We start from the raw sequence: 22,849 nt of genomic DNA on the forward strand, positions 1-22,849 counted from the left end.
CGGCATCCAAGTGGACCCCCGCCGCTCGCCGAGCCTGATGCCCCCGCACGGCCCTCGCAAGATCGTGCCCGATCCCGGATCGGGCGCGGCGTGGCCACTCGATCCCGGATCGGGCGTGATCTCTCCGACCCTACGGGCCGGCTGATCCCGGAGCGGGCCTGGTCTCAGGCGTGAGCCGGGCGGTCCAGGTGGCGTTCGCGGGCCTGCGCGTAGCGCTCCCGGATGGCCGGGACGGGTTCGGCGGCGTACTCCTCGGTGCCGGCCGGAGTCCACGACGGCGGCTCGGAATCGCCGAGGGCAAGCCAGGCGGCCTGGCGGGCGGCACCGTCGGCGACGTACTCGCCGGGGGGCGGGACGACCACCGGGCAGCCGAAGACCTGCGCCGCGATCCGGCGTACGGCCGCGGAGCGGGCCCCGCCGCCGACCAGGATGACCCGCCGGACGGCCGCGCCCTGGGCGGCGAGCGCGTCGAGCCCGTCGGCGAGCGCGCAGAGCATCCCCTCCACGGCGGCCCGGGCCAGGTGCGCCGGGGTCGAGGTACGCAGGGTCAGCCCGTGCACCGAGCCGCTGGCGTGCGGCCGGTTCGGGGTCCGCTCGCCCTCCAGGTAGGGGACCATGACCAGCCCGTCCGCGCCGGCTGGCGCGGCGAGCGCGAGGTCGGAGAGCTGGTCGAGGTCGACCTGGAGCAGCGCCGCGGCGGCGTCGAGCACCCGGGCGGCGTTGAGCGTGCAGACCAGCGGCAGGAACCGCCCGCTGGCGTCGGCGAAGCCCGCGACCGTGCCGCTCGGATCGGCGGTCGGGGCCGACGCGACGCTGAACACGGTGCCCGAGGTGCCGATCGAGACGACCACGTCGCCCGGGCCGGCGCCGACGCCGAACCCGGCGGCGGCGTTGTCGCCGGCCCCGGCACCGAGCAGGATCTCCCCGGACGAGCGCGCCGGACCGGCGAGCGCGGCGGTGTCGGGGACGCCCGGGAGCGCGCCGGGATTCAGGACGCCGGCGACCTCGGCCGGGCCGAGCACGACCGGCACCTGCGGCCGCCGACCGAAGGCGCGTTCCAGCAGGTCGTGGCGGTACTCGCCGGTGGCCGGGGACCAGTAGCCGGTGCCGCTGGCGTCGCTGCGGTCGGTGCGCAACGCGGCCAGGCCGGGCGCGCCGGCCAGCCGCCAGGTCAGCCAGTCGTGCGGCAGGCAGACCGCGGCCACCCGGTCGGCGTTCGCCGGCTCGTGCCGGGCCAGCCAGCGCAGCTTGGTCACGGTGAAGCTGGCCACCGGCACGCTGCCCACGGCGTCGGCCCAGTAGCGGTGCCCGGCCGGCCCGCCGCCGGCCTCCTCGATCAGCTCGGCCGCAGCCCCGGCGGACCGGGTGTCGTTCCAGAGCAGGGCCGGCCGGACCACCTCTCCGGCCTCGTCCAGGCAGACCATGCCGTGCTGCTGGCCGGCGACGGAGACCGCGGCGACGTCGGACAGGCCGCCCGCGGCCTCGACCGCCGCCGCCAGGGCGGACCACCAGGCCGACGGGTCGACCTCGGTGCCGTCCGGGTGCGGCGCCCGGCCCTCCCGGACCAGGGCGCCGGTCTCCGCGTCCCGGACGACCACCTTGCAGGACTGGGTGGAGGAGTCCACCCCGGCGACGAGCGGCATGCCGACCGCCTCAGCGCGCGCCGAGCACGTGCTCGACGGCGAGCTGGTTCAGCCGGATGAAGCCGAAGCCCCGGGCAGCGGTCGCGTCGGCGTCGAACTCCTCGAACGCGGCGCGGTCGGCAATCAGCTCGGCGTACCCCTCGCCGTCGCCCAGGGTGGGCCGGCCCAGCTCGGTGACCTTGCTCGCGGCCAGCGCCTCGGCCACCTCCGGGTCGGCCCGGAACGCCGCGGCCCGCTCCTTGAGCAGCAGGTACGTGCGCATGTTCGCCGCGGCCGAGACCCAGACCCCGTCGATGTCCTCGGTCCGGGAGGGCTTGTAGTCGAAGTGGCGCGGCCCGTCGTAGCCGGGGCCGCCGCTCGGTCCGCCGTGCTCCAGCAGGTCGACCAGGGCGAACGCGTTGAGCAGGTCACCGTGGCCGAAGACCAGATCCTGGTCGTACTTGACGCCACGCTGGCCGTTGAGGTCGATGTGGAACAGCTTGCCCTGCCAGAGCGCCTGGGCGATGCCGTGGACGAAGTTCAGCCCGGCCATCTGCTCGTGGCCGACCTCGGGGTTCAGCCCGACCCGGTCGGGGTGGGCGAGGGTGGAGATGAACCCCAGGGCGTGCCCGACGGTGGGCAGCAGGATGTCGCCGCGCGGCTCGTTGGGCTTCGGTTCCAGGGCGAAACGCAGATCGTAGCCGCGGTCGATGACGTACTGGCAGAGCAGGTCGACGGCCTCCCGGTAGCGCTCCAACGCGGCCTGGACGTCCTTGGCCACGTCGTACTCGCCGCCCTCCCGGCCGCCCCACATGACGAAGGTGCGGGCGCCCAGCTCGGCGGCGAGGTCGACGTTGCGCAGCACCTTGCGCAGCGCGAACCGCCGCACGTCGCGGTCGTTGCTGGTGAAGCCGCCGTCCTTGAAGACGGGGTGCTGGAAGAGGTCGGTGGTGACCATCGGCACCACCAGGCCGGTCTCGTCGAGCGCCTTGCGGAACCGGGCGATCTGGGCGTCGCGGGTGGCGGCGTCCGCGCCGAAGGGGACGAGGTCGTCGTCGTGGAAGGTGACGCCGTACGCGCCCAGCTCGGCGAGCCGGTGCACCGACTCCACCGGGTCCAGCGGGGCGCGGGTGGCGTGGCCGAACGGGTCTCGGCCCTGCCAGCCGACCGTCCAGAGCCCGAAGGAGAACTTGTCGGCGGGGGTGGGACGGGATGCCATGGCAGACCTCCGGTGGTGTCGTCCGCTATTTGTTCAGTGGTTGAATTAAATGACCGCGGTGTGGCACTGTCAAGGGGTGAACCGAACCGCGGCTCCGGCCGGCGCAGCCCGGCAGGGCAGCCTGCGCGAGCTGAACCTCGCTCTCGTGCTCGGCCGGATCGCCGCCGCGCAGCGCCCGCCGTCCCGGGCCGCCCTGGCCGCCGAGACCGGCCTGACCCGGGCCACCGTCTCGGCCGTGGTGGAGGATCTCGTCGCCGGCCGGCTGGTCACCGAGGCGGCGCCGACGCCGCGCGCCGGCGCCGGCCGACCGGCCCGCGGCCTGGTGCTCGCCGGCGACGGCCCGGCCGGGCTCGGTCTGGAGATCAACGTCGACTACCTCGCCGCCTGCGTGGTCGATCTGGCCGGCGAGGTGCGGCACCACACGGTGCACCGCGCCGACCTGCGGCCGGTCTCCCCGGGCGACGCGCTCGGCCGGCTGGCCCGGCTCGCCGCCCGGGCCCGCGCCGACGCCGAGGCGCAGGGCCTCACCCTGGCCGGCGCCGCCCTGGGCGTGCCCGGGCTGGTGGACGACACCGGGCTGGTCCGTCTCGCACCGAACCTGGGCTGGCACGACGTGCCGGTGCCGGAGCTGCTCGCCGGTCATCCGGCGCTCACCGAGGCCGTCGACGGCGTGCCGGCGCTGGTGGTGGAGAACGAGGCCAACCTCGCCGCCCTCGGCGAGCTGCACGCCGTCGCCGGGTCGGGCAGCTTCCTGCACATCTCCGGGGAGGTCGGCATCGGCGCCGGGATCGTGCTCGACGGAGCCCTGTTCCGGGGGGCCCGCGGCTGGAGCGGCGAGATCGGCCACATCCCGGTCCGCCCGGACGGGCCGCCCTGCCGCTGCGGCGGCCGTGGCTGCCTGGAACGCTACGCCGGCCAGGAGGCGATCCTCTCGGCGGCCGGCCTGGCCGGCGCCGACCTGCCGGCCGATACCGCGCCGACCCGGCTCGCCGAACTCGCCGGGGCCGGCGATCCCGCCGCGCTGCACGCCCTGCACGAGGCCGGCACGGCGATCGGGGTCACCGTGGCCAGCGTGGTCAACCTGCTGGATCTCGACACCATCGTGCTCGGCGGCGGGTACGCCCCGCTCACCGAATGGCTCCGGCCACCGGTGCTCACCGAGATCGATCGCCGGGTGCTCACGGCGGCCTGGTCACCGGTGACCGTCCGGCCCGCCACCCTCGGCGCCACCGCTGCCGCGGTGGGCGCGGCCGGTTCGGTGGTACGCCGGATCATCGCCCGCCCAGCCGGCTGGCTGGCCCGGCTCTGAGCGGCCTCGGGCCCGCCCGGGCGAGCGGGGCGGAGATCCGGCGGCGGACCGGCTCCGGCCGCTTTCCCGGACGGGCGGGTTCCGGGGCACCTCGGTACCCTTGCCGCCAGGCAACGAACCCCTGACCACGAGGAGCGCAGCACCGGCATGCGTACAGGTGGACAGCGCAGGGTGCCCGGCGAGCGCCGGTGACCAGCACCCCACGCGGTCCCGCCGACGACGGGCGGTCCGACCAGGGCTCACCTCATCCCCCGCCGCCGGTGGACGCCGACCTCGCCCACGAACTCCTCGACGGGCTCGCCGAGGCGGTGCTGACCATCGATGCCGCCGGACTGGCCGTGCTGGTCAACGCGACGGCCGCGAAGCTGCTCCCCGAACTCGCCCCCGGCTCCGACCTGGCCCGCTGCGCGGTGCCGGCCCTGGCGGCCGCGGTCGCCAACGGGACGGGTCACTTCGAGACCGAACACCACTGCCGGCGGTTGCGCGGAGTTCGGCGCGCCCTGACCGGTGACCGGTCCGTCTGGTACGTCCGCGACATCACCGACGAGCAGGGCCGCGTCGAGGCGCTGCGGGCTGAGCGGCGACGTACCGCCTTCCTGGCCCGCACGGGCCGCCAGCTCGGCCTGGCGGCACACCGCGACCAGGCGCTGCGGGCCGCCGCCGCGCTGCCGGTGCCGTACCTGGCCGACCTGGCCCTGGTCGTGCACCTGCCGGCGATGCCCGCGGAGCCCCGGCCGCGCTGCTCCGCCTCCTCGACGACTGGTGCGCCGGGCGCCACCACGACGACGTCGCGATGCTGGCGGTGAGCCCGACCGCCGGCCGCTGAGCGTTCCGGCGGAGGAGCCTGGCCCCGGATCACCACCGATCGCCCCCCGGGCCCGGCCGGCCGCCCGGCGACCGCTTCCGGGTCGGGGCAGGGCGTCCGGCCCCCGCCCCGGGGCCGGGGTCAGGCCGTCCGGCAGACGGATGCGTCTCCCGCCGACCAGCCACGCGGCGGTTCGGCGCCGCGGTCCAGGCCACCACGGGCCTCCGGCAACTGCTCCGCGTGTGGCTTCTCCGGCTGGGGCAGCAGCGGCGACACGGGTCGGACGACCCGCGCGCGGGCCGCCTCGTCGAACTCCCGCAACCCGTGCAGCAGCGCCTGCCGCCCGTCGGGGGTCATGTCGGCCAGGATCGCCGCCAGGTGCTGGCGGCGGTCGTCGCGCAGCTCGGCGAGGAGCCGGCGGGCCTCGGCGGTCAGGTGCAGCGAGATCTCCCGCCGGTCCGACCGGCCCGGCTCCCGCTCCAGCATCCCGGCGGCGACCAGCCGGTCGCAGAGCCGGCTCGCCGAGGAGAGCAGCATGTCCAGCCCGGCGGCCAGCCGGCGCAGGTTGATCCCGTCCTCCCGCTCGACGAGCATGACGGCCCGAAGCTGGGCGGTGGAGATCCGGTTGGCCGTCCGCTCCCGCGCGCCGTCCCAGACAGTCAGCAGGGCGCCCGCCGCGGTATCCAGCTCGGCAGCCATACTCATCTCGGGTCCCGGTGGACCATGCAGTTCCGCCATGGTGGGCCTGAGCGTACTCCGATTCTGTCGGCGAATGGGCTCGTGATCAAGGAGAGAGCATGGCCGAACCGGTCGACGAGGCCCGCGCCGCCCTCACCGCGGCCCCTGCGGACCTGCTCGTGCGGCGGGTCGCCGGGCTCCTCGAACAGGAGTACGGCATCACCGACACCGAGCTGCTCCAGATCGACTATCGGCTGGCCGCGCTGCTCCCGCTCGGCGACGGGGACGAGGTGACCACGCCCGGGCACCCCGCCTGGCGCTGCTTCGACCACCAGAACCCGGTGCACGCCGACGGCGCCGGATACCTGCCGGTCAGCATGCGCGGCGAGCGGCGCGGCGTGCTCCGGGTGGGGCCGGTCGCCGACGCGGAACTGCTGGCCGGGCTGGCCGAGATCGCCACCGCGCTGGCCCACGAGCTGGCCGCCGTCGACCCGGGCACCGACGTGTACCGCACCGCCCGGCGCAGCCGCCGGCTCACCCTCGCCGCCGAGGTGCAGTGGGAGCTGCTGCCGGGGCGCAGCCGGATCCGCCCCTCGTTCAGCCTGGCCGGGCAGCTGGAACCCGCGTACGCGGTGCGCGGCGACAGCTTCGACTGGTCCGACGACGGTGAGCGGGTCTGGACCGCCACGATCAACGGCATGGGCGAGGGCGTCGCCGCGTCGATGCTCAGCACCCTGGCCACCTGTGCGCTGCGCAACGCCCGCCGGGCCGGCGTCCCGCTGGCCGACCAGGCCGCGCTGGCCGACCAGGCGATCTACGCCCTGCACCGGGGTCAGCAGCACGTGGCCACCCTGCTGCTGGAGGTCGACCTGCGCAGCGGGCTGCTGACCGCCGTCGACGCCGGCTCGCCCCGGCTGGTGTTGCTGCGTGCCGGCGAGGTGAGCGTGCAGCCGCTGGAGGAGCAGTTCCCGCTCGGGATGTTCGAGGGGACGCACTATCGCGAGCAGCACCTCCAGCTCCAGCGCGGCGACCGGCTCTTCATGCTCAGCGACGGGGTGGTCGAGGCGAGCGGGCAGAACGTACGGTACGGCGAGAGCGCGCTGGACCGGATGCTGCGCCGGACCGGGCCGATGTCCCCGCTGGACGCCGTCCGCTCCCTCCTCGGCGATCTGCGGGCGTTCGTCGCCGGCGACCTGACCGACGACGCCGTGGTGGTCTGCCTGGACTGGTTCGGACCGCAGCCCTGAGCCGGCACCCGGCGGGGGTCAGTACGCGCCCCGACTGTTGACCACCGCTCCGAAGGTTTTCCAGAGGATCGTCAGGTCGGCCGCGAGCGACCAGTTCTCCACGTAGTAGAGGTCGAGCCGGATGCCGTCCTCCCAGCTCAGGTCCGACCGACCGCTGACCTGCCAGAGGCCGGTGATCCCGGGCTTGACCAGCAGCCGACGGGCCACGTCGCCGTCGTAGCGGGCGACCTCGGAGGGCAGCGGCGGTCGTGGCCCGACCAGGCTCATCTGCCCCAACAGGACGTTGACCAGCTGCGGCAGCTCGTCCAGCGACCACTTGCGCAGCAGTCGGCCGACCCGGGTGACGCGCGGATCGTGACGCATCTTGAACATCAGGCCGTCGGTCTCGTTGCGGGCGGCCAGCTCCGCCAGCAGCACGTCCGCGTTGACCACCATGGTGCGGAACTTGAAGACCCCGAACTCCCGGCCGCCCTGCCCGACCCGGGTCTGCCGGAACAGCACCGGACCACGGCTGTCCAGCTTGACGGCCAGCGCGATGATCGCCAGCAGGGGCAGCAGCAGGGCCAGCGCCACCAGCGACGCCGACCGGTCGACGAAGCCCTTGACCAGCTTGCGCACCCCACGGAACTCCGGTGCCTCGACGTGGATCAGCGGCAGCCCGGCGACCGGGCGGGTGTGGATGCGGGGGCCCGCGACGTCGGTCAGCGCCGGGGCGAGCACCAGGTCGATCCCGGTGCCCTCCAGCTGCCAGCCGAGCCGCCGTAGCCGGGTGGCGGTGAGTTCCCCGGAGGCGGTGACGGCGACCGTGTCCGCGCCGATCGCGGCAGCGGCCTCCGGGATACCGCGGAACGAGCCGACCACCGGCACGTCGCCGAGCCGCTGCGCCACCGGGGCCAGCAACGCGTCGGGGATGCAGGCGCCGACCACCTGGTAGCCGGCGTACGGTTCGCGGCGCAGGGTGTGCACGAGTTCCAGCACGTGCGCGGTGTCGCCGACCACCAGCACCCGCCGCGACCAGCCCACGCCCTGCGAGCGGGCCCGGTGCAGGCGCTTGCGGGCGGCGAACCGGGCCACTTCGAGGCCGACCAGGCCGACGGCGAACGAGATCGCCAGGAAGCCGCGGGAGACGCCGACGTCGGCGACGTAGCCGGCGATGGCGGTCGCCCCGGCCAGTCGGAGGCTGGCCATGCTGACCCGCCGGTACTCGTCCGCGCCGTAGCCGACAACCCGGTTGTCGTAACAGCCCAGGGCCTTCAGGGAGACCAGCCAGGCCAGCACGAGCCCCGGGGCGACCAGGACGTACGGCACATGCGCGCCACTTGGCGTGGCCTCACCGAACCGGGCCGCGTATCCGACGAGCACCGCCAGGGCGAGGACGGTGGCGTCCAGCACGACCAGTGTGCGGATGTAGGTCCGCTGGTCGGTGCGCAGCGACCCGCTCGATGACGAGGCGTCGTCCGGTCGCGATGTCGATCTGGCGGGGGTCAACAGCGTCGCCGAGGTCACCAGCCCTCCCACTTCGCTCGCAACGGCCCGGGCCCGGCCCGGGTGGAGGCCGGGAGCTGCCGGTGCACGACGACATCCTGCCCCGACAACCATGGTGGCCGATTACTTCGGACGTATTGCCGTCAGTTTCTGCGGCGGAGTGCGACCGGAAAGGGCCTGTGGTACCGGTTTCGCCGGCATCACAGGCCCCGTTCCTGTGTCACGGATCAGGCCGGCGCCTTCCGCAGGGCGATCGCCCGGAGGAAGATGTCGCCGATCTTGGTCGGGTCCTCGGCGATGAAGGCGTTGCCCCCGGCGCCCGTCGCGATGGCGTCCAGCTCCGCCTTGCTGACCTCGTTGCCGATACCGATGATGATCACCTGGATCGGCAGGTCCGGGTCCCGGATCCGCTTCAGCTCGGCTAGCAGGTCCTTCTGCGAGATGCCGTTGGCGTCCTCGTTCTTGCCGTCGGTGAAGAGCACGATCGAGTTGACCTTGCCCGGCTCCCAGTTCTGCTTGACGTCCTTGTACGCCGCCAGCAGCGTGTCGTACAGGCCGGTGTCGCCACTGGTCGAGGTGACCGAGTCCAGCCCCTGCAACAGGGCGCTGCGCTGCCGGGACAGCGGGCCGATGGGGACCACCTCGCGGTAGTCCCGCGAGCCCACCAGGTTGGTCGAGAAGACCCACAGCCCGATCGACCACGAGTCGTCGAAGAGGTTCAGGCCGCGCCGGGCCGCTTCCACGGTGACCTGCTGCCGGGTGGCCCCGTTGGCGCTCGGGACGGGCTTCTTCATCGATCCGGAGACGTCGATGATGCTGAGCATCCGGCCGGAGAGGGTGGCGATGGACCAGCTGGAGACGGCCCGCTCCACCGCGTCCGGGGCCAGCCCACCGGCGGCGATGCCGCCCTTGGCGGGCGGCGCGGCGGAGGCGTCGCCGCTGGCCGGGCTCGGCGCACCCTGCGGCGGGTTGAAGCCGTTGCCCCAGTTGCCGTCCGGCCCACGCAGCGCCTGTGCGGCCAGCTTGTCCTTGAACGACGGGGTGGTGAGCACCTCGAAGAGCACCCGGGCGGCGGCTGCCTTGGCCGGCTCGATGCCGGGCAGCACCGCGTACGGGTAGTCCAGGGGCAACGGCGCCGGCTTCAGGTAGAGCGCCGCCAACGGCACCGGCGGCTTCTTGGCGTTGTACTGGATGACGTCCTCTTCGGACAGTGCCGCCGCGCCGAGCGCGCTGGCCAGGGTGGTGCTGTCCGCGGCGGTCGGGAACTTGGCGAGCAGGTCCTGGCGCAGCGCGGAGGAGCCCGAGGCCAGGGCACGCAGCGCGCCGATGCGCTCCTGCTCGGCGGTGGCACCGCCGGAGGCCGCGGCGGCGGTCATCAACGACAGCAGGCCGGAGAGGCCGGCGGCGTCCCGGGTCGGCTCGACGATGCCCGTCTTCAGCGGCCGGTCACTGTTGACCCGGGTCAGCAGCTGGGTCCAGCCGAGTTCCTTCTGCGGCCAGCCCAACCGGGTGGCGATCGGCTCGGGCATGGCCACGACGACCGGGCTGCTGGCGATGGAGGCACCGTTACCCGGCTCGAAGGCCGCCGCGCCACCGGTCTGGAGTCGCAGCAACCAGGTCGAGGAGTCCGGGATCCAGACGTCCGGGCTGACCGCGGTGCCGCTGGCCTGACCCACTCCGGCCAGGCTGGCACCGTGCTTGGCCGCGACCACCGCGGCCACCTCGACCGCGTCGGAGGCGGCGACCGTCACGTCGATGCAGGTCCCGTCGACCGCGGCGCCCTTCGCCTCCCACTCGGTGGCCGCCTCGTCGACCGCCGGGGCGAGCTCGCTCGCCACCGCGACGGAGAGTTCGATCTTGCCCGAGCAGTCCTGGCCGGCGAGCTGGCGGTAACCCACCCAGCCACCGGCCGTGACGATGAGCACGCCGACCGCCGCTGCTGCGGCGGCGCCGTGGAAACCTGAACGCATGCGATGGCGGCCTGTTGACACGCAGACCATCTTGCGTACCCGACCGATGGACTGCCATGGCCGTTCGGACGAAAGTTACAGAGGAGAAACAGTTGACCGCTTTTTAGTAACGCTGAGTGATGAGTCAGCGGCACAATGTGGATGCATAAATATTCATCGCACCCGATCAGGGCAGCACGCAGGTGGGGCTCGGCACCGTCAGCGGCTCCCCGACCGGCACCGGCACCCCGGTCTCCCGGTCGACGCGGAAGGTCCGCACCATGTCCGCCCGCTCGTCGGCGACGTAGAGGTGGTCCCCGGCCAACACGAAGTGTCGGGGCCACTCGCCGCCGGTCTCCACCTCGTCCACCAGCTCCGGCCGGCCGGTGCCGAGCGCGAAGACGGCCACCGTGCCCACACCCCGGTTCGCGACGTAGAGGAAGCGTCCATCCGCGCCGACGGCGATCTCCGACGGCTGGACGTGACCGGCCCGGTCGCTGGCCGCCACCCGCCCCTGCTGGTGCAGCGCGCCGTCGCCGGTCAACCCGTACGCCAGCACGGAGCCGTCCAGTTCGCCGGAGACGTAGCAGCGCTCGCCGTCCGGGTGCCGGGCCAGGTGCCGGGGGCCGACTCCCGGCGCCGTACGCACCCGTGGCGCCCGGGGCACCAGCCGCCCGGTGGCCGCGTCGAGGTCGTACCGGTAGATCGAGTCGGTGCCGAGATCGACGGCGAGCAGCGGCTGACGTCCGCTTCCCGGCGCGACCATGTGCGCGTGCGCCCGCTCCTGGCGTTCCGGGTCGGCCCCGTGCCCCTGGTGTTCCACCAGGTCGCTGCGCTCGCCGGGCACCCCGGCGGGGTCGAGCGGAAAGACCGTCACGCTGCCGCCCCCGTAGTTGGCCACGAAGAGGTGGGTGCCGTCCGGCGCGACCGCCAGGTGGCAGGGATCCGCCCCACCGGTCGGCCGCGAGCCGATCGACGTCAGGCCACCGTCGGGATCCACCCGCCACGCGCTGACCTCACCGGTGGGCAGTTCGTTCGCCGCGTACAGCACGGGCAGGGTCGGATGGCGGGTGAGGAAGGACGGCGACGCGGTGACCGCGACCGTACCCAGCATGGTCAGCTCGCCGGTGCCCGGATCGCGCCGGGCGGCGACTATCCCGGTACCCCGCCCGCCACTGTGCGCGGTGTACCCGCCGATGTGCACGACCTCGCCCCGACCTGCCACCGGTCCCTACCCTCCGCCGATCCCCGCCGATCCCACCGGAGCCTTCCCCGGACACCGGCGGGTTAGACCTCCGATCCTCGCCGCGCCGCAGCGCGCGCCGCCGCCCGGCGGCGGTCAGGCCGCCGGCACCGGCTCACCCCGCTGGCGGGCGACGTGCTCCACCAGGGAGATCAGCACCGTCTTGCCGGACTGCCGGTCGCGGGCGTCGCAGAGCACCATCGGCACATCGGGGTCGAGATCCAGGGCCCGGCGTACGGCCTCCAGGCTGAACCGGCGGGAATCGTCGAAGCAGTTCACCCCGACCACGAACGGGATGCCCCGCTGCTCGAAGTAGTCGATCGAGGGAAAGGAGTCGGCGAGCCGGCGGGTGTCGGCGAGCACCACCGCGCCGAGCGCGCCGAAGGCCAGTTCGTCCCAGAGGAACCAGAACCGGTCCTGTCCCGGCGTGCCGAACAGGTAGAGCTGGAGGTCGTCGTTGATGGTGATCCGTCCGAAGTCCATCGCCACCGTGGTGGTCGACTTGGTCTCCACGCCGGAGACGTCGTCGGTGTCCAGACCGGCCCCGGTCAGGATCTCCTCGGTCTGCAACGGCCGGACCTCGCTCAACGCGCTCACCAGCGTCGTCTTGCCGGCGCCGAACCCGCCGGCGACGAGGATCTTCAGCGCGATCGGGACGTGGTGACCCCGTCGCTGACCGTCATAACGCACGGAGTCCATGGACCACCGCCTTGAGGATGTCGTTGTCGGGTAGGTACGTGGCACGTGGCGGCTGGTGCACGGCGACCAGTCCCCGGGACAGCAGATCACCAAGTAGTACCCGAACCACGCCGACGGCGAGGTCCAGGTCGGCGGCGAGTTCCACGACCGGCGTTCCCCGGCCGGCCAGCTCCACCAGCAGCCGGTGTTCCGGATGCAACTCCGGGTAGGCGGCGAGGTCCGGGTCCGGCTTCGCCAACACGTACGCCACCAGGTCGAACCCGTCCGCGCTGGCCCGGACCCGGCCGCCGGTCAGGGTGTACGGCCGCACCACCGGGCCGGCGTCACCGTCGAGCCACTCGTGCTGGGGCCCGGGTAAGTCAGTCTGCATCTGTGCCACCCACCGACGCCCGGCTCGGCACACCGAGGTTCTCCCCCACCCGGGTCACCAGCATCGCCATCTCGTACGCCACCAGGCCGATGTCCGCGTCGGTGTCGCTGGCCACCGCCAGGCACGCGCCCTGCCCCGCCGCCGTCACGAAGAGGTACGCGGACTCCATCTCCACCACCGTCTGGCGGACCGGCCCGCCGGTGAGGTGCCGGCTGGCCCCCCGGGCCAGGCTGGAGAGGCCGGACGCCAGGGCGCAGAGGTGCTCGGCGTCGGCCCGGTCCAGCCCGGCGGAGGAGCCCAGCAGGAGCCCGTCGGCCGAGAGCACCACGGCCCGCCGGGCGGTCGGCACCCGCTCGACCAGATCGTCGAGCAACCAGTCGAGATCGGCGCTCTGCCTCGTAGATCGCATCAGGCGTCCCTCTCAGTCGTGGTCGGGGATTCCACAGTCACCGGCTTGGCCGGGTCGGCGGTCCGGTGCTGATCGGCAGCGGCCCGGTCCGGTTGGACGGGGGCGGCTCCGGATTGGCCGGCGGCGGCCACGGACGCCGGCCCGGGATGGCCGGCGGCGGCCGGGACGTCGGCGGCGGCCAGCCGGCCCCGCTCGGTGCCGGCCTGTAGGGCGGACATGAACCGGCGGGCCTCCTCCGGGCTGCGCGGTGCCGGGTCGTCGAGCGCCCCTGCCGAGGCACGGGGTACCACCACCGGCTGCCGCACGGTCGGACCGTCGATCGCCGCGGCCGGTCCCGGCCGGGCGGTCACCGCCGGCAGCCGGACCGTCGGGGTGTCCACCGGGCCCCGACCGTCCTCAGCCGCGGCCGGCCGGGCTCGAACCGCCGGACCGGCAGCGGGCGAGGCCCCGGCGGGCGACCCGGGCAGCGACGCAGCCTGCGATCCGGCGGATGGTCCGGCCGGGTCGCGGCGGCGGATCCGGCGGGGTAGCCCGTCGGCCTCCTCGGGCAGGCCGACGGTCGAGCCGCGGGCCAGCCCGGCCGCGCCCGCGCCCGCGGCCGGCTCGCCGGCCGGTCGGCTCCGCTCCGGACCCTCGGACGGCGTCGACTCCACCCGCCGGCCCGTGCGGGAGCGCTGTCGGGGCACGGTGGTCAACCGCGTCGCCCGGGCCAGCCGCCGTTGCTCCGGAGTGGTGGCCTGGTCGTCGGCCACCGGCACATCCAACTCGGGCAGTGGCGAGGGTTCGGTGGTGATCAGTTCGGTGGGGATCAGCACCACCGCGGTCAGGCCGGTCCCCTCCGACGGACGCAACCGCACCCGTACGCCGTGCCGGGCGGCCAGCCGCGCCACCACGAAGAGTCCGAGCCGGGCCGTCTCGGCCGGGTCGAACTCCGGGGCCTGGCTCAGCTTGCGGTTGGCCTCCTCGATCGCGGTCGCGCTCAGGCCGAGGCCGTGGTCGGTGATGGAGAGCGCGTACCCCTGCGCGACGTGCTCGCCGGAGACCTCGACCCGCGACTCCGGCGGGGAGAAGGTGGTGGCGTTCTCCATCAGCTCGGCGAGCAGGTGGATGACGTCGCCGACCACCCGGCCGACCGTGCCGGCGGGCTGCACGCTGATGATCTCGATCCGGTGGTACGCCTCGACCTCGGAGATCGCTCCCCTGATCAGGTCGACCATGGCGACCGGGTTGCGCCAGCCGCGCCCGGGGGCGGCATCGGCGAGGATGACCAGGTCCTCCGCGTGCCGGCGCAGCCGGGTGGCGAGGTGGTCGACCCGGAACAGCTCGGCGAGGTGGTCCGGGTCCTCCGCGTCGCGCTCCAGCCGGTCGAGCAGGGCGATCTGCCGGTGCACCAGGCCCTGGCTACGCCGGGCGATGTTCAGGAAGACCTCGTTGAGGCCACGGCGCAGGCTCACCTCCACCATGGCGGACTGGATCGCGGCCTTGTGCACCTCGGTGAACGCCTGCGCGACCTGGCCGATCTCGTCGGCGCCCCGGTCGGCCACCGGGGTCTCCTTGGCGATGTCCACCTGCTCGCCCCGGCGCAGCTGGTCCACCACGTCCGGCAGCTGCTGTTCGGCCCGCTTGAGCGTGCCGCGGACCAGGGTGAGCCGCTGCGCGAGGGAACGACCGACCCGCACCGCCACGACCAGCGAGAGCACGACGGCGATCAGCCCGAGCAACCCGGCGCCGGCCAGCCGGGCCAGGGTGCGTACCGCCATCGGCACCGACCGGTCGGCCAGCCCGTCGGCCTGGGTCAGCTCGAAGTCGCGCAGCGACTGCTGCACCGTGTCGTAGCCGGCCTGCCACGCCGACGGGTCGACCTTGGGCCGGGCCGAGGGGTCGGCGGCGATCAGCTCGTCCTGCATCGCCCGCAGCCGGCCGAACGCCGCCTGCTCGGTCAACCGCTGGTACGCGACCCGGTCCGGCCCGGGCAGTTCGGCCACCGCGGCGTCGGCCAGGAACCGCTGGTTGCCGATGGCCTGGACGAACAGCGTGTGCTCCCCCGCGGCGAACCCGCCACCGGTCAGCGCTCCGGCCAGCAGCGCGTCGGCCTGCCCGAGCAGCTCCCGCGAGCGGCCGAGGTCCGTCAGGGCCAGCGCCTCCCGGTTCAGGTCATGATCCGGCAGGTTCGCCATGGCGGCGAAGGCCTGGAAGGCGGCGGAGATCATGCCGCTGTAGAGGCCGACCGCGCCGGCCCGGTCGAGGTCCCGCCGGTCGATGAACCCGCGCCCGGCCGGCAACGCGTCCAGCTCGCTGACCAGCCGGTCCAGCCGGGCGTCGAGCAGCTCCCCGGCGGCGTCCCGCAGCTTGTCGCCCGCGACCCGGCGACGCAGCTCGGCCACCGCCGAGTCGGTGCGGGCCCGCTGCTCGACCAGGGCCGGCAACACGCAATTGGCCGGTGCCTGGTCGCAGGCCGACCGGGCCGAGGCGAGGTGCACCACCGAGAGCCGCCGCTCCCGTTGCAGCTCGGCCACCACCGTCTCGCCCGGCCGGCCCAGGTCGTAGAGGAGGGTCCGGGCGGCGAGCAGGTCGAGCGCCGGCCCGAAGGTGAGGGTGGTCGCGAATATCCACAGTGCCAACAGCGCGGTCACCGGCACGACGACCAGCGCGGTCAGCTTGGAGCGGATCGGCCAGTCGCGGGTGTTCAATCGGACCTCGCCCGGAAAGGGTGGCTGGAAGGGCTCCCCGGCCTCGGCCGGGCAGCGCCGTCGCCGGGGCGCACCCCGGTTGCCCCGCCGGGACGCCGGCTCGGGCGCCTTGGGCAGGATACGTAATCCGAGCCGCACGCACTACCGTCCGTCGAAACCACCGGCACAGTCACGGACCGCCGGAGGCCGGACTCCCGGCAGGTCCCGACGGGCCCGACACACCGGTCAACCGCACTTTTCTGGACCGGCTGGGGTTTGCCACCAGGGTCGCGCGGTATTGAGCCTTCGGGTCCGCCGCGACCCTCCTCGGGTGAGGAAAATGCTCCGAAACGGGATTGGCGATCAGTGGGCGGAGGGAATACCTGCAGGCGAAGGAGGAGCCATGTCGCCCACGCAGATAGTCGTCACCGTCCTCGTCATCCTGGTGATCGCCGCCCTCGCCGCGGTGGTCGTGGTGGCCGGTCGCCGCCGGACGCTCCGGCAGCGCTTCGGCCCCGAGTACGACCACGTCGTCGCCGAGCAGGACAGCCGCAGTGCGGCCGAGCGGGAGTTGCGGGACCGGGAACGCCGGCACGCCGAACTCCAGCTGGTGCCGCTCGACCCCGACTCCCGCGCCCGGTACGCCGAGGCATGGGAGGAACTCCAGGTACGTTTCGTCGACTCCCCCGCCGAGACCCTCAGCCAGGCCGACGAACTGGTCACCCGACTCATCGCCGAACGGGGCTACCCGACCGGTGAGTTCTCCGACCAGATCGCCCACCTCTCCGTCGAGCACGCCCGCACGCTCGGCCACTACCGGGACGCCCACGAGATCCAGCTACGCAACGCCCAGGGCGAGGCCAGCACCGAGGACCTCCGCCAGGCCGTCGTCCACTACCGCGCGCTCTTCGCCGACCTGCTCGGCGCGGAGCCGGTCGCGGCCCGGACGCCGGAACAGCCCGACGCCGCCCATGACGCCCCGACCCGCTGAGGAGACCACCATGCGGCAGGAAGAGCAGCAGCTCAACAACGACCACCCGGAGGCCGTCCGGGCCGCCGCCCCCGTGCCGGTGCCGCCCGCCGCGGACGACCGTGACGTGACGGACCGCGCTGTGACCCACGACCGTGACGTGACGGACGACCGCGATGTGACGGACGACCGCGATATGGCTTACGACGGTGACGTGACGGACGAACATGACGACCCCGATGGCGCGGACGACCGCGACGAGCCGACCGATCGCGACCGGTCGGCGGCCGGCGGGGACCGCTCGTTGGACAGCCTCCCGGACGACGACGCCGCCGAGCGGGCCGAATTCCACCAGCCCGGTCCCGTGCCGACCACCTTCGGCGCGACCACCGTCGGCGGGGCGGTCGCGGCGTCCGCGCTCGCCAGCGCGTACCCCGAGGACGAGCCCGACCCCCGCGAGGAGCGCACCGCCCGACCCGGTGACGGCGCGGCCGGCGGCGCCCGCGAGGGACGGCGCGCGGATCCCACCGCCGAGTTCGACCGGCCCCACGCGGACCTGGCGAACGCGGACGCCGGCGAACCCGCCGTGGGGTCGCCGGCCGGCGTCGATCAGGAGGCCGGCACCTACCGGGCCGACCAGGACCACACGGCGGCGGACGACCGCGCCGGGCAGCCCGACCTGCCCGGCGTGACCGAGGACGGACCGAAGCGGCCGGTCGCCGCGGCGGCCGGCGGGCCGGGGTACGGCAGCGCCACCCCGACGATGGTCGACCCGGACACCCAGCTCCGCAACGGCGACGCGCCCGCTGCCACGGCCGCACCCGCCGGAGCCACCGTGCCCGCCGGAGCCGCCGTACCTGCCGGGGCGGCGACGCTCTTCGACGAGCCGACGGCCCAGCGCTTCCAGGACCGCTGGCGCGATGTCCAGCTGCGCTTCGTGGACGACCCCCGGGCCGCGGCCGGTGAGGCGCAGTCCCTGGTCGACGAGGCCATGCAGGCGCTCTCCGCGGCGCTGACGGAGCACAAGAGCAGGCTCGGCGGCTGGCAGGACGCGGGCTCGACCGACACCGAGCAACTCCGGGTGGCCGTACGCGAGTACCGCGACTTCCTCGACCGGGTGCTCGGCCGCTGACCGGCGACGAAGGCGGGCGTCCCGGTCCGGGGCGCCCGCCTTCGTTCGACCGCCGACAGGCATGGCGACCCGCCCGGCGGGTACCCGGAAGGGGGCCAGGGAATCGGCGCCAGCGAATCGGCGGCGGACAGGAGGGCAGCAAGATGACGGATCGGGACCGGGAACGGCCGCTGGAGGAGCGCCCCGAGGTGGCCGCGGCGGTGGACGACGAGACCGGTATCCCCCAGCTGATGACCGGCGGCGGGACCGACCCGGACACCCCGGCCTTCGCCGAACCGGACGAGCGAGCCGACCGGGCCGGCCGGACCGACCGGGGCGACCGGACCGACCGGGGCGACCGGACCGACCGGGGCGGGCCGACCGAGGACATCCTCGCCGACCCGTACGCCGCGGGCACCGGGGCGACGGGGACCGGCACCGGCGCCGGCGGGAAGAACATCCGCACCGGCGCCGAGCAGCCCTGGGAGCCGGAGGACCTGGTGATGGCGCGGGGCCAGGACCTCACCCCGGAGAACGTGGAGCGGGCCCGACGCGAGCTGAACGAGATCGGCCGGGCGGCGATCGAGAAGACCGTGCCCTGACCGGGGCCGCTGGCCCCGTCCTCGGCGAACACCTCAGCCCACGTCCGGAGTGGAGCCTCCGGCGTGCGGGGCGGCCGGCAGGCGACTGCGGGCCGTGCGGCGAGAGGGGCCCCTGGTCCGACCGGTGCGGTCGGACCAGGGGCCCGGGGAACCTGCCGCAGCAGCGCCTCACCTACTGCCGGCGGCGGGTGTGCCTGGCCGTCAGGACAGCGGCGGGTAGGCGTTGCGCATCAGCTCGGTGAACTGCGCCGAGAACCACGCGCCCGAGATCGGGGCGTTCGGCAGGGCGCCGCTCAAGCTGTTGCCGTTACGGGCGTTTCCGGTGTAGGTCGGATCGCACATCCGGTCGAAGCCCTTGCCGTCGTTGTTCGGGATCTCGCGGCTGGAGCCGTCCGACTCACCCGGGGGCTTGATCCAGACGTACGCGTCGATGCCCGGCTCCGGGTTCGCCCGCGGCCGCTCGCCCAGGCCGGCACCCGACTGGTTGCACCAGTTGCCGGCGTGGATCCGCCGGTCGACCCGGCCGCCGTCGACGTAGGTGTCCACGCTGGTCTGCGGGCCCGGGCCGGTGGGCCGGGCGGTGCCGCCCCAACCGTTACGGGAGGTGTCGATCAGCATGCCGATGTTGCTGTCGAAGCCACGGCGGACGAGTTCCTGGCGGAACGCCTGGGCGAAGCCGAGTTCGTCGACGTAGCGGTTCCAGTCGATCCACTTGGACTGCCGGACGTCCTGGCCGTTCACCCGGTCGTTGACGGTGAAGTAGGGCTCCTTCAGCGCCGAGTAGTTGGCGGTGTTGACGATGAAGCCGTGCACGTTGGCCGGGCTACCGCCGGAGGAGCCGGCGGCCTCCCGCAGGATGGCGGCCGTCGGGCCGAAGTTGTCGTCCCAACCGATCCAGCCGTGGTGGCCGGCGTCGATGTAGTTGTAGACGTTCGGGATCGCACCCAGCTTGCCGATGGCGTAGCCGACACCCTGGACGTAGGCACCGTTGGCCTTGACGGTGTCGCACATCGCGGTGGCACCGGCCCGGCCGGACACGTTGGTCACGATGTTCGGCAGCGAGTCGATCTCGATGATGTTGATGATCCGCAGGTTGCGGTACTTCGCGTCACCCTGGATCGCCGCGATCGGGTCGATGTACTGCGTCCGGTACCTGGGCAGCTCGGTCGGGCCGAGTTCGCCGTTGGAGGCGAGCGCCGCGCAGTCGCGACCGGGCAGGTTGTAGATGACGAACTGGATGTACTGGGCGCCCTGGCGCAGCGCCTCGTCCAGGTGGTCACGCACGCCCATCGGGCCGTTGGACTGGCTGTCCGGCGTACCGTTGATCGCCGCGATCCGGTCGATCCAGACCCCGGTCGGGGTGTTCGACACCCGGCTGCCACCGCTGACCGACTCGGCCCTGGCCTTCCACTCCGGGTTCACGTACCCACGGGCGTTCAGGTAGGGGTTGTCCACCCGCGGCCCGCCGGGAGGCGGCGTGGTCGGCGGAGGAGTCGTGGGCGGCGGCGTGGTGGGCGGCGGGGTCGTGGGTGGCGGGGTGGTGGGCGGCGTCGTCGTGGGCGGCGTGCCGCCATTGCAGGTCACCCCGTTGATCGTGAACGAGGTGGGCCGCGGGTTGCTGCCGCTCCAGCTGCCGTTGAACCCGATGCTCGTGCTCGCCCCGGTGGCCAGCGTGCCGTTGTAGGACTCGTTCTGCGCGGTGACGTTACGGCCCGACTGGGTGTACCGGGCCGACCAGCCCTGCACGACGCGCTGGTTGGCGTCCGGGAAGGTGAAGCCGAGGGTCCACCCGTTGAGCGGATCGCCGATGTTCCTGATGGTGATGTTGGCGGTGAAGCCACCCTGCCAGTCGTTCGTCGTGTAGGCCACATCGCACTGGGTCGCCGCGTGCGCCGCAGTGACCGGAAGCGTCACCAAACCGCCCGCGACCAGCGCGCTCGCGCCAGCCAGCGCGACAGTCCGGCGTCGGCCGGACAGCCTTCTCCACAAATTCATGCCACTGATCTCCTTGGGCGAGACCGGATCCGCGTACGGCCCGGCACGTGGCCCGAGGGGCGTCCTACGCGGACGACCGCCGGTGCCAACGGGATTCTTCGGGAGCGCCCGACCCGGACGGGCGTTGGTGGTGGTACGACGACCAGGGGTCCCGGCCGGCGGCGGGTGGTCGTCCGGTGGACCCGGCTGCCCTCGACACCTACCTACGCGGTGTGGCTCCCCGAACCGCGTGCAGCGATTCTTGCATGGGAGCGCTTCCATGGCAATGGTTCGATATTTTCGAAACCCTACCCCCGCCCAGTCGACCTCCACCTCGCCGATCCCGCACTTCTCGCTGGCAAAATGCACGTTTTGGGGCCATTTAGGGCGGTCGGCATGCGGCGCGCCGAGCGTTGGCGCGCAAGGCCAGCGGGGCAGTCGGGCATCCCGGCCGGCAAGGTCGACAGGGCCGCAGGCCGACCGCTCCACCCCATCCCCACGCAGGGCGACACACCCCGGCCAACCGGCACCGCTCCACCCGCAAATCGAACTAATGCCAGAACACGAATCTTTCACTTCATAAGTCGTGAAACGGTCTAACGTCGGTTCTGGCTCGGTTGTTACCGGCCGCAGGACAACCAGGGATGGAGTGACACAGGTCATGGCTAAGAAGATGCTGGGGAAGGTTGTTGCGGGTGCTGCGCTCGGCGGCGCCTCCCTGCTGGTGTTCGCGCCGGGAGTCGCGTTCGCCGACGGCCACCCCCACGACGACGAGGGCAAGGTCTTCGCCAAGCCGCACGCGGCCAAGCCGGGCGAGGAGATCAAGCTGGTGCAGATCTGTGAAGAACCGCAGGAGCACCCCTTCGTCTGGTCCAAGGTCACCGGCAAGGTCAAGCTCGAACCGGCCCACAAGGACCGGGACTGGGACGGGGACCGCGGCGGCTGGGACGACAAGGACCGCGACCACAAGGACCGGGACAAGGACTGGGGCAAGGACAAGGACTGGGACAGCGGCAAGGACTGGAAGGACGAGAAGGACCGGGACCACGACCAGGACCGCAAGGACTGGACCGGCGGCGAAGAGCGCGGGGACCGGGCCGGTGGCGAGGAGCGCAAGGACTGGACCGGCGGCGAGGAGTGGTCCGGCGAGTCCGCGACCCAGCCGGCTCCGGAGGCGGGCGCGGGCGGCGGCGCGGCCGACGGCGAGGACCGCGACTGGAAGGGACACGAGGGCGACGAGCGGGACGGGAAGAAGGGTCGCGAGCACGACGAGCGCGACGAGAAGGGCCACAAGGACGACGAGCGTGGCTGGAAGGGCGACTGGAAGGACGAAAAGTCCGACGAGCACGGCAAGGACGACGGCTGGGAGCACAAGAAGGACTTCGTCTTCTTCGGCGAGGCCCGGATCGCCCGGGACGCCAAGCCCGGCACGTACAAGCTGGAAGGCTCCTGCGGCACGGGCGAGCTGGTCGTCCTGCCGCACGGCGGGGTCGACGGCGGTGACGGTGGCATCGCCACCGGCGCCAACGGCGGCATGGCCACCGCCGGAGCGAGTCTGGTCGGCGCGGCCGCCCTCGGTGGCCTCGTGCTGATGCGCCGGCGTCGGACCGATGAGTTCACGGCCTGACGCGACGGCGAGACGGGCCGGCGGCCGCCATGGTCACCCGTGGCGCGCCGTCGGCGCCGCCGTCGTCGTCCTGCTCGCCATGGTGGGCTCCGGGCTGATCGGCGCCTCGCTGAAGACCGCCGAGGCCGTCCGCCCGCCCCAGCCCCAGGCACAGGCCGGGGCGGGAGCGCCGACGCCGGCCAGCCCGTTCTCCGACGCCGATCTCGACGGCACGGACGAGCCGCCGGCCGGGCTACCCCGTTCCGCCCCCACCACGATCAGCATCCCCCGCATCGGCGTCAACGCGGAGGTCATGACGCTCGGCACCAATCCCGACGGCACCGTCCAGGTGCCCCCGCTGGACCAGGCTCTGCTGGCCGGCTGGTACGAGCCGGGACCGAGCCCGGGCGAGGTGGGCAACGCGGTCATCGTCGGGCATGTCGACTCGGCGGCGATCGGCCCCGCCGTCTTCTTCAACCTCGGCGCCCTGCAACCCGGCGACACCATCACGGTGAACCGCGAGGACGGTCAGCCGGCCAGCTTCCGGGTGGAATCGGTGACCTCCCACCCGAAGGATGCCTTCCCCACCGAGCAGGTGTACGGCCCGAGCGACCGGCCCGGGCTGCGGGTGGTCACCTGTGGCGGCCAGTTCGACGAGGCGACCGGCAGCTACCCCGACAACGTGATCGTCTTCGCCTCCCTCATCACCTAACCCACCTCCCCCACACCTCCCCACCGGCCCCACCCCACCCCGGTCGATCATGCAGTTGTGGTGCCTCACAAAAGCCGCATAACCACCCATCCCGCCCACCACAACTCCATGATCGACGGGGTGGGGCGGGCGGGACGGTGGGGCGGGGTGGGGCGGGCGGGTGGGTGGGT

At 73.5% G+C, this 22,849-nt stretch carries 19 protein-coding genes; 8 read left to right on the forward strand and 11 right to left on the reverse strand.

What is annotated here, in order from left to right; translation table 11 throughout:
* Nucleotides 1-164: 164 nt before the first annotated feature.
* Together xylB and xylA are read right to left on the reverse strand one after the other, a co-directional pair.
* Nucleotides 165-1,643, reverse strand: coding sequence for a xylulokinase (gene xylB, locus ACQPYA_RS25655; RefSeq protein ID WP_433529624.1), 1,479 nt, complete (start codon nt 1,641-1,643; stop codon nt 165-167).
* A 10-nt stretch (nt 1,644-1,653) separates the two neighbouring features.
* Nucleotides 1,654-2,841 (reverse strand): xylose isomerase, encoded by a 1,188-nt coding sequence (gene xylA, locus ACQPYA_RS25660; protein WP_433529625.1) that lies wholly within the window; start codon nt 2,839-2,841, stop codon nt 1,654-1,656.
* A gap of 49 nt (nt 2,842-2,890) precedes the next feature.
* Between xylA and ACQPYA_RS25665 the strand changes: the two genes are divergently transcribed.
* Nucleotides 2,891-4,150, forward strand: coding sequence for an ROK family protein (locus ACQPYA_RS25665; RefSeq protein WP_433529626.1), 1,260 nt, complete (start codon nt 2,891-2,893; stop codon nt 4,148-4,150).
* Between the two features lie 188 nt (nt 4,151-4,338).
* Nucleotides 4,339-4,956, forward strand: a complete 618-nt coding sequence (locus tag ACQPYA_RS25670) for a hypothetical protein (protein ID WP_433529627.1) — start codon at nt 4,339-4,341, stop codon at nt 4,954-4,956.
* A 140-nt stretch (nt 4,957-5,096) separates the two neighbouring features.
* Here the strand turns inward: ACQPYA_RS25670 and ACQPYA_RS25675 are convergent, their stop codons facing one another.
* Nucleotides 5,097-5,660 (reverse strand): MarR family winged helix-turn-helix transcriptional regulator, encoded by a 564-nt coding sequence (locus ACQPYA_RS25675; protein ID WP_433529628.1) that lies wholly within the window; start codon nt 5,658-5,660, stop codon nt 5,097-5,099.
* Between the two features lie 92 nt (nt 5,661-5,752).
* On the opposite strand from ACQPYA_RS25675, the gene ACQPYA_RS25680 reads away from it, so the two are divergent.
* Nucleotides 5,753-6,880: a PP2C family protein-serine/threonine phosphatase gene (locus ACQPYA_RS25680; protein ID WP_433529629.1), complete on the forward strand. Its 1,128-nt coding sequence runs from the start codon at nt 5,753-5,755 to the stop codon at nt 6,878-6,880.
* A gap of 18 nt (nt 6,881-6,898) precedes the next feature.
* Here the strand turns inward: ACQPYA_RS25680 and ACQPYA_RS25685 are convergent, their stop codons facing one another.
* The 7 genes from ACQPYA_RS25685 to ACQPYA_RS25715 all read right to left on the reverse strand — a co-directional run bounded on the left by ACQPYA_RS25685 (nt 6,899) and on the right by ACQPYA_RS25715 (nt 15,725).
* Nucleotides 6,899-8,386: a sugar transferase gene (locus ACQPYA_RS25685; protein ID WP_433529630.1), complete on the reverse strand. Its 1,488-nt coding sequence runs from the start codon at nt 8,384-8,386 to the stop codon at nt 6,899-6,901.
* A 206-nt stretch (nt 8,387-8,592) separates the two neighbouring features.
* Nucleotides 8,593-10,356 carry a VWA domain-containing protein gene (locus ACQPYA_RS25690; protein ID WP_433529631.1) on the reverse strand — a complete coding sequence of 588 codons (1,764 nt, stop codon included), beginning with the start codon at nt 10,354-10,356 and terminating at the stop codon, nt 8,593-8,595.
* Nucleotides 10,357-10,501: 145 nt separating this feature from the next.
* On the reverse strand, nt 10,502-11,539 hold the full coding sequence (locus ACQPYA_RS25695; protein WP_433529632.1) for a lactonase family protein: 1,038 nt from the start codon (nt 11,537-11,539) through the stop codon (nt 10,502-10,504).
* A 114-nt stretch (nt 11,540-11,653) separates the two neighbouring features.
* Nucleotides 11,654-12,256: a GTP-binding protein gene (locus tag ACQPYA_RS25700; protein ID WP_433529633.1), complete on the reverse strand. Its 603-nt coding sequence runs from the start codon at nt 12,254-12,256 to the stop codon at nt 11,654-11,656.
* Nucleotides 12,237-12,626, reverse strand: coding sequence for a DUF742 domain-containing protein (locus tag ACQPYA_RS25705; protein WP_433529634.1), 390 nt, complete (start codon nt 12,624-12,626; stop codon nt 12,237-12,239). Before ACQPYA_RS25705 ends, ACQPYA_RS25700 begins: the two co-directional genes overlap by 20 nt.
* Nucleotides 12,616-13,035, reverse strand: coding sequence for a roadblock/LC7 domain-containing protein (locus ACQPYA_RS25710; RefSeq protein ID WP_433529635.1), 420 nt, complete (start codon nt 13,033-13,035; stop codon nt 12,616-12,618). Before ACQPYA_RS25710 ends, ACQPYA_RS25705 begins: the two co-directional genes overlap by 11 nt.
* The gene (locus tag ACQPYA_RS25715; protein WP_433533620.1) at nt 13,035-15,725 is read right to left on the reverse strand and encodes a sensor histidine kinase; all 2,691 of its coding nucleotides are present in this window, start codon (nt 15,723-15,725) and stop codon (nt 13,035-13,037) included. Before ACQPYA_RS25715 ends, ACQPYA_RS25710 begins: the two co-directional genes overlap by 1 nt.
* A 382-nt stretch (nt 15,726-16,107) precedes the next feature.
* Between ACQPYA_RS25715 and ACQPYA_RS25720 the strand changes: the two genes are divergently transcribed.
* From ACQPYA_RS25720 to ACQPYA_RS25730, 3 genes are all read left to right on the forward strand, one after another.
* A complete protein-coding gene (locus ACQPYA_RS25720; RefSeq protein WP_433529636.1) occupies nt 16,108-16,695 on the forward strand; it encodes a hypothetical protein in 588 nt (195 codons plus the stop codon).
* 10 nt (nt 16,696-16,705) lie between these two features.
* Entirely contained in the window at nt 16,706-17,806 is a 1,101-nt protein-coding gene (locus ACQPYA_RS25725; RefSeq protein ID WP_433529637.1) for a hypothetical protein, read from the forward strand.
* A 143-nt stretch (nt 17,807-17,949) separates the two neighbouring features.
* Nucleotides 17,950-18,387 (forward strand): hypothetical protein, encoded by a 438-nt coding sequence (locus ACQPYA_RS25730; protein WP_433529638.1) that lies wholly within the window; start codon nt 17,950-17,952, stop codon nt 18,385-18,387.
* A gap of 201 nt (nt 18,388-18,588) precedes the next feature.
* Here the strand turns inward: ACQPYA_RS25730 and ACQPYA_RS25735 are convergent, their stop codons facing one another.
* Complete coding sequence (locus ACQPYA_RS25735; protein ID WP_433529639.1) at nt 18,589-20,382, reverse strand: glycoside hydrolase family 6 protein; 1,794 nt, start codon at nt 20,380-20,382, stop codon at nt 18,589-18,591.
* 640 nt (nt 20,383-21,022) lie between these two features.
* Between ACQPYA_RS25735 and ACQPYA_RS25740 the strand changes: the two genes are divergently transcribed.
* Nucleotides 21,023-21,988, forward strand: coding sequence for a hypothetical protein (locus ACQPYA_RS25740; RefSeq protein ID WP_433529640.1), 966 nt, complete (start codon nt 21,023-21,025; stop codon nt 21,986-21,988).
* Nucleotides 21,972-22,679, forward strand: coding sequence for a class F sortase (locus tag ACQPYA_RS25745; RefSeq protein WP_433529641.1), 708 nt, complete (start codon nt 21,972-21,974; stop codon nt 22,677-22,679). Before ACQPYA_RS25740 ends, ACQPYA_RS25745 begins: the two co-directional genes overlap by 17 nt.
* Nucleotides 22,680-22,849: the final 170 nt, after the last annotated feature.

Origin of the sequence: Micromonospora sp. CA-263727 (assembly GCF_050942455.1) — a bacterium.
Lineage (GTDB): Bacteria > Actinomycetota > Actinomycetes > Mycobacteriales > Micromonosporaceae > Micromonospora.

Coding starts and splice junctions, on each gene's coding strand:
- ACQPYA_RS25725 (WP_433529637.1), top strand. CDS start 16,706: ATGCGGCAGGAAGAGCAGCAGCTCAACAACGACCACCCGGAGGCCGTC.
- ACQPYA_RS25745 (WP_433529641.1), top strand. CDS start 21,972: ATGAGTTCACGGCCTGACGCGACGGCGAGACGGGCCGGCGGCCGCCAT.
- xylA (WP_433529625.1), bottom strand. CDS start 2,841: ATGGCATCCCGTCCCACCCCCGCCGACAAGTTCTCCTTCGGGCTCTGG.
- ACQPYA_RS25700 (WP_433529633.1), bottom strand. CDS start 12,256: ATGGACTCCGTGCGTTATGACGGTCAGCGACGGGGTCACCACGTCCCG.
- ACQPYA_RS25710 (WP_433529635.1), bottom strand. CDS start 13,035: ATGCGATCTACGAGGCAGAGCGCCGATCTCGACTGGTTGCTCGACGAT.
- ACQPYA_RS25680 (WP_433529629.1), top strand. CDS start 5,753: ATGGCCGAACCGGTCGACGAGGCCCGCGCCGCCCTCACCGCGGCCCCT.
- ACQPYA_RS25740 (WP_433529640.1), top strand. CDS start 21,023: ATGGCTAAGAAGATGCTGGGGAAGGTTGTTGCGGGTGCTGCGCTCGGC.
- ACQPYA_RS25735 (WP_433529639.1), bottom strand. CDS start 20,382: ATGAATTTGTGGAGAAGGCTGTCCGGCCGACGCCGGACTGTCGCGCTG.
- ACQPYA_RS25675 (WP_433529628.1), bottom strand. CDS start 5,660: ATGAGTATGGCTGCCGAGCTGGATACCGCGGCGGGCGCCCTGCTGACT.
- ACQPYA_RS25705 (WP_433529634.1), bottom strand. CDS start 12,626: ATGCAGACTGACTTACCCGGGCCCCAGCACGAGTGGCTCGACGGTGAC.
- xylB (WP_433529624.1), bottom strand. CDS start 1,643: ATGCCGCTCGTCGCCGGGGTGGACTCCTCCACCCAGTCCTGCAAGGTG.
- ACQPYA_RS25665 (WP_433529626.1), top strand. CDS start 2,891: ATGACCGCGGTGTGGCACTGTCAAGGGGTGAACCGAACCGCGGCTCCG.
- ACQPYA_RS25730 (WP_433529638.1), top strand. CDS start 17,950: ATGACGGATCGGGACCGGGAACGGCCGCTGGAGGAGCGCCCCGAGGTG.
- ACQPYA_RS25720 (WP_433529636.1), top strand. CDS start 16,108: ATGTCGCCCACGCAGATAGTCGTCACCGTCCTCGTCATCCTGGTGATC.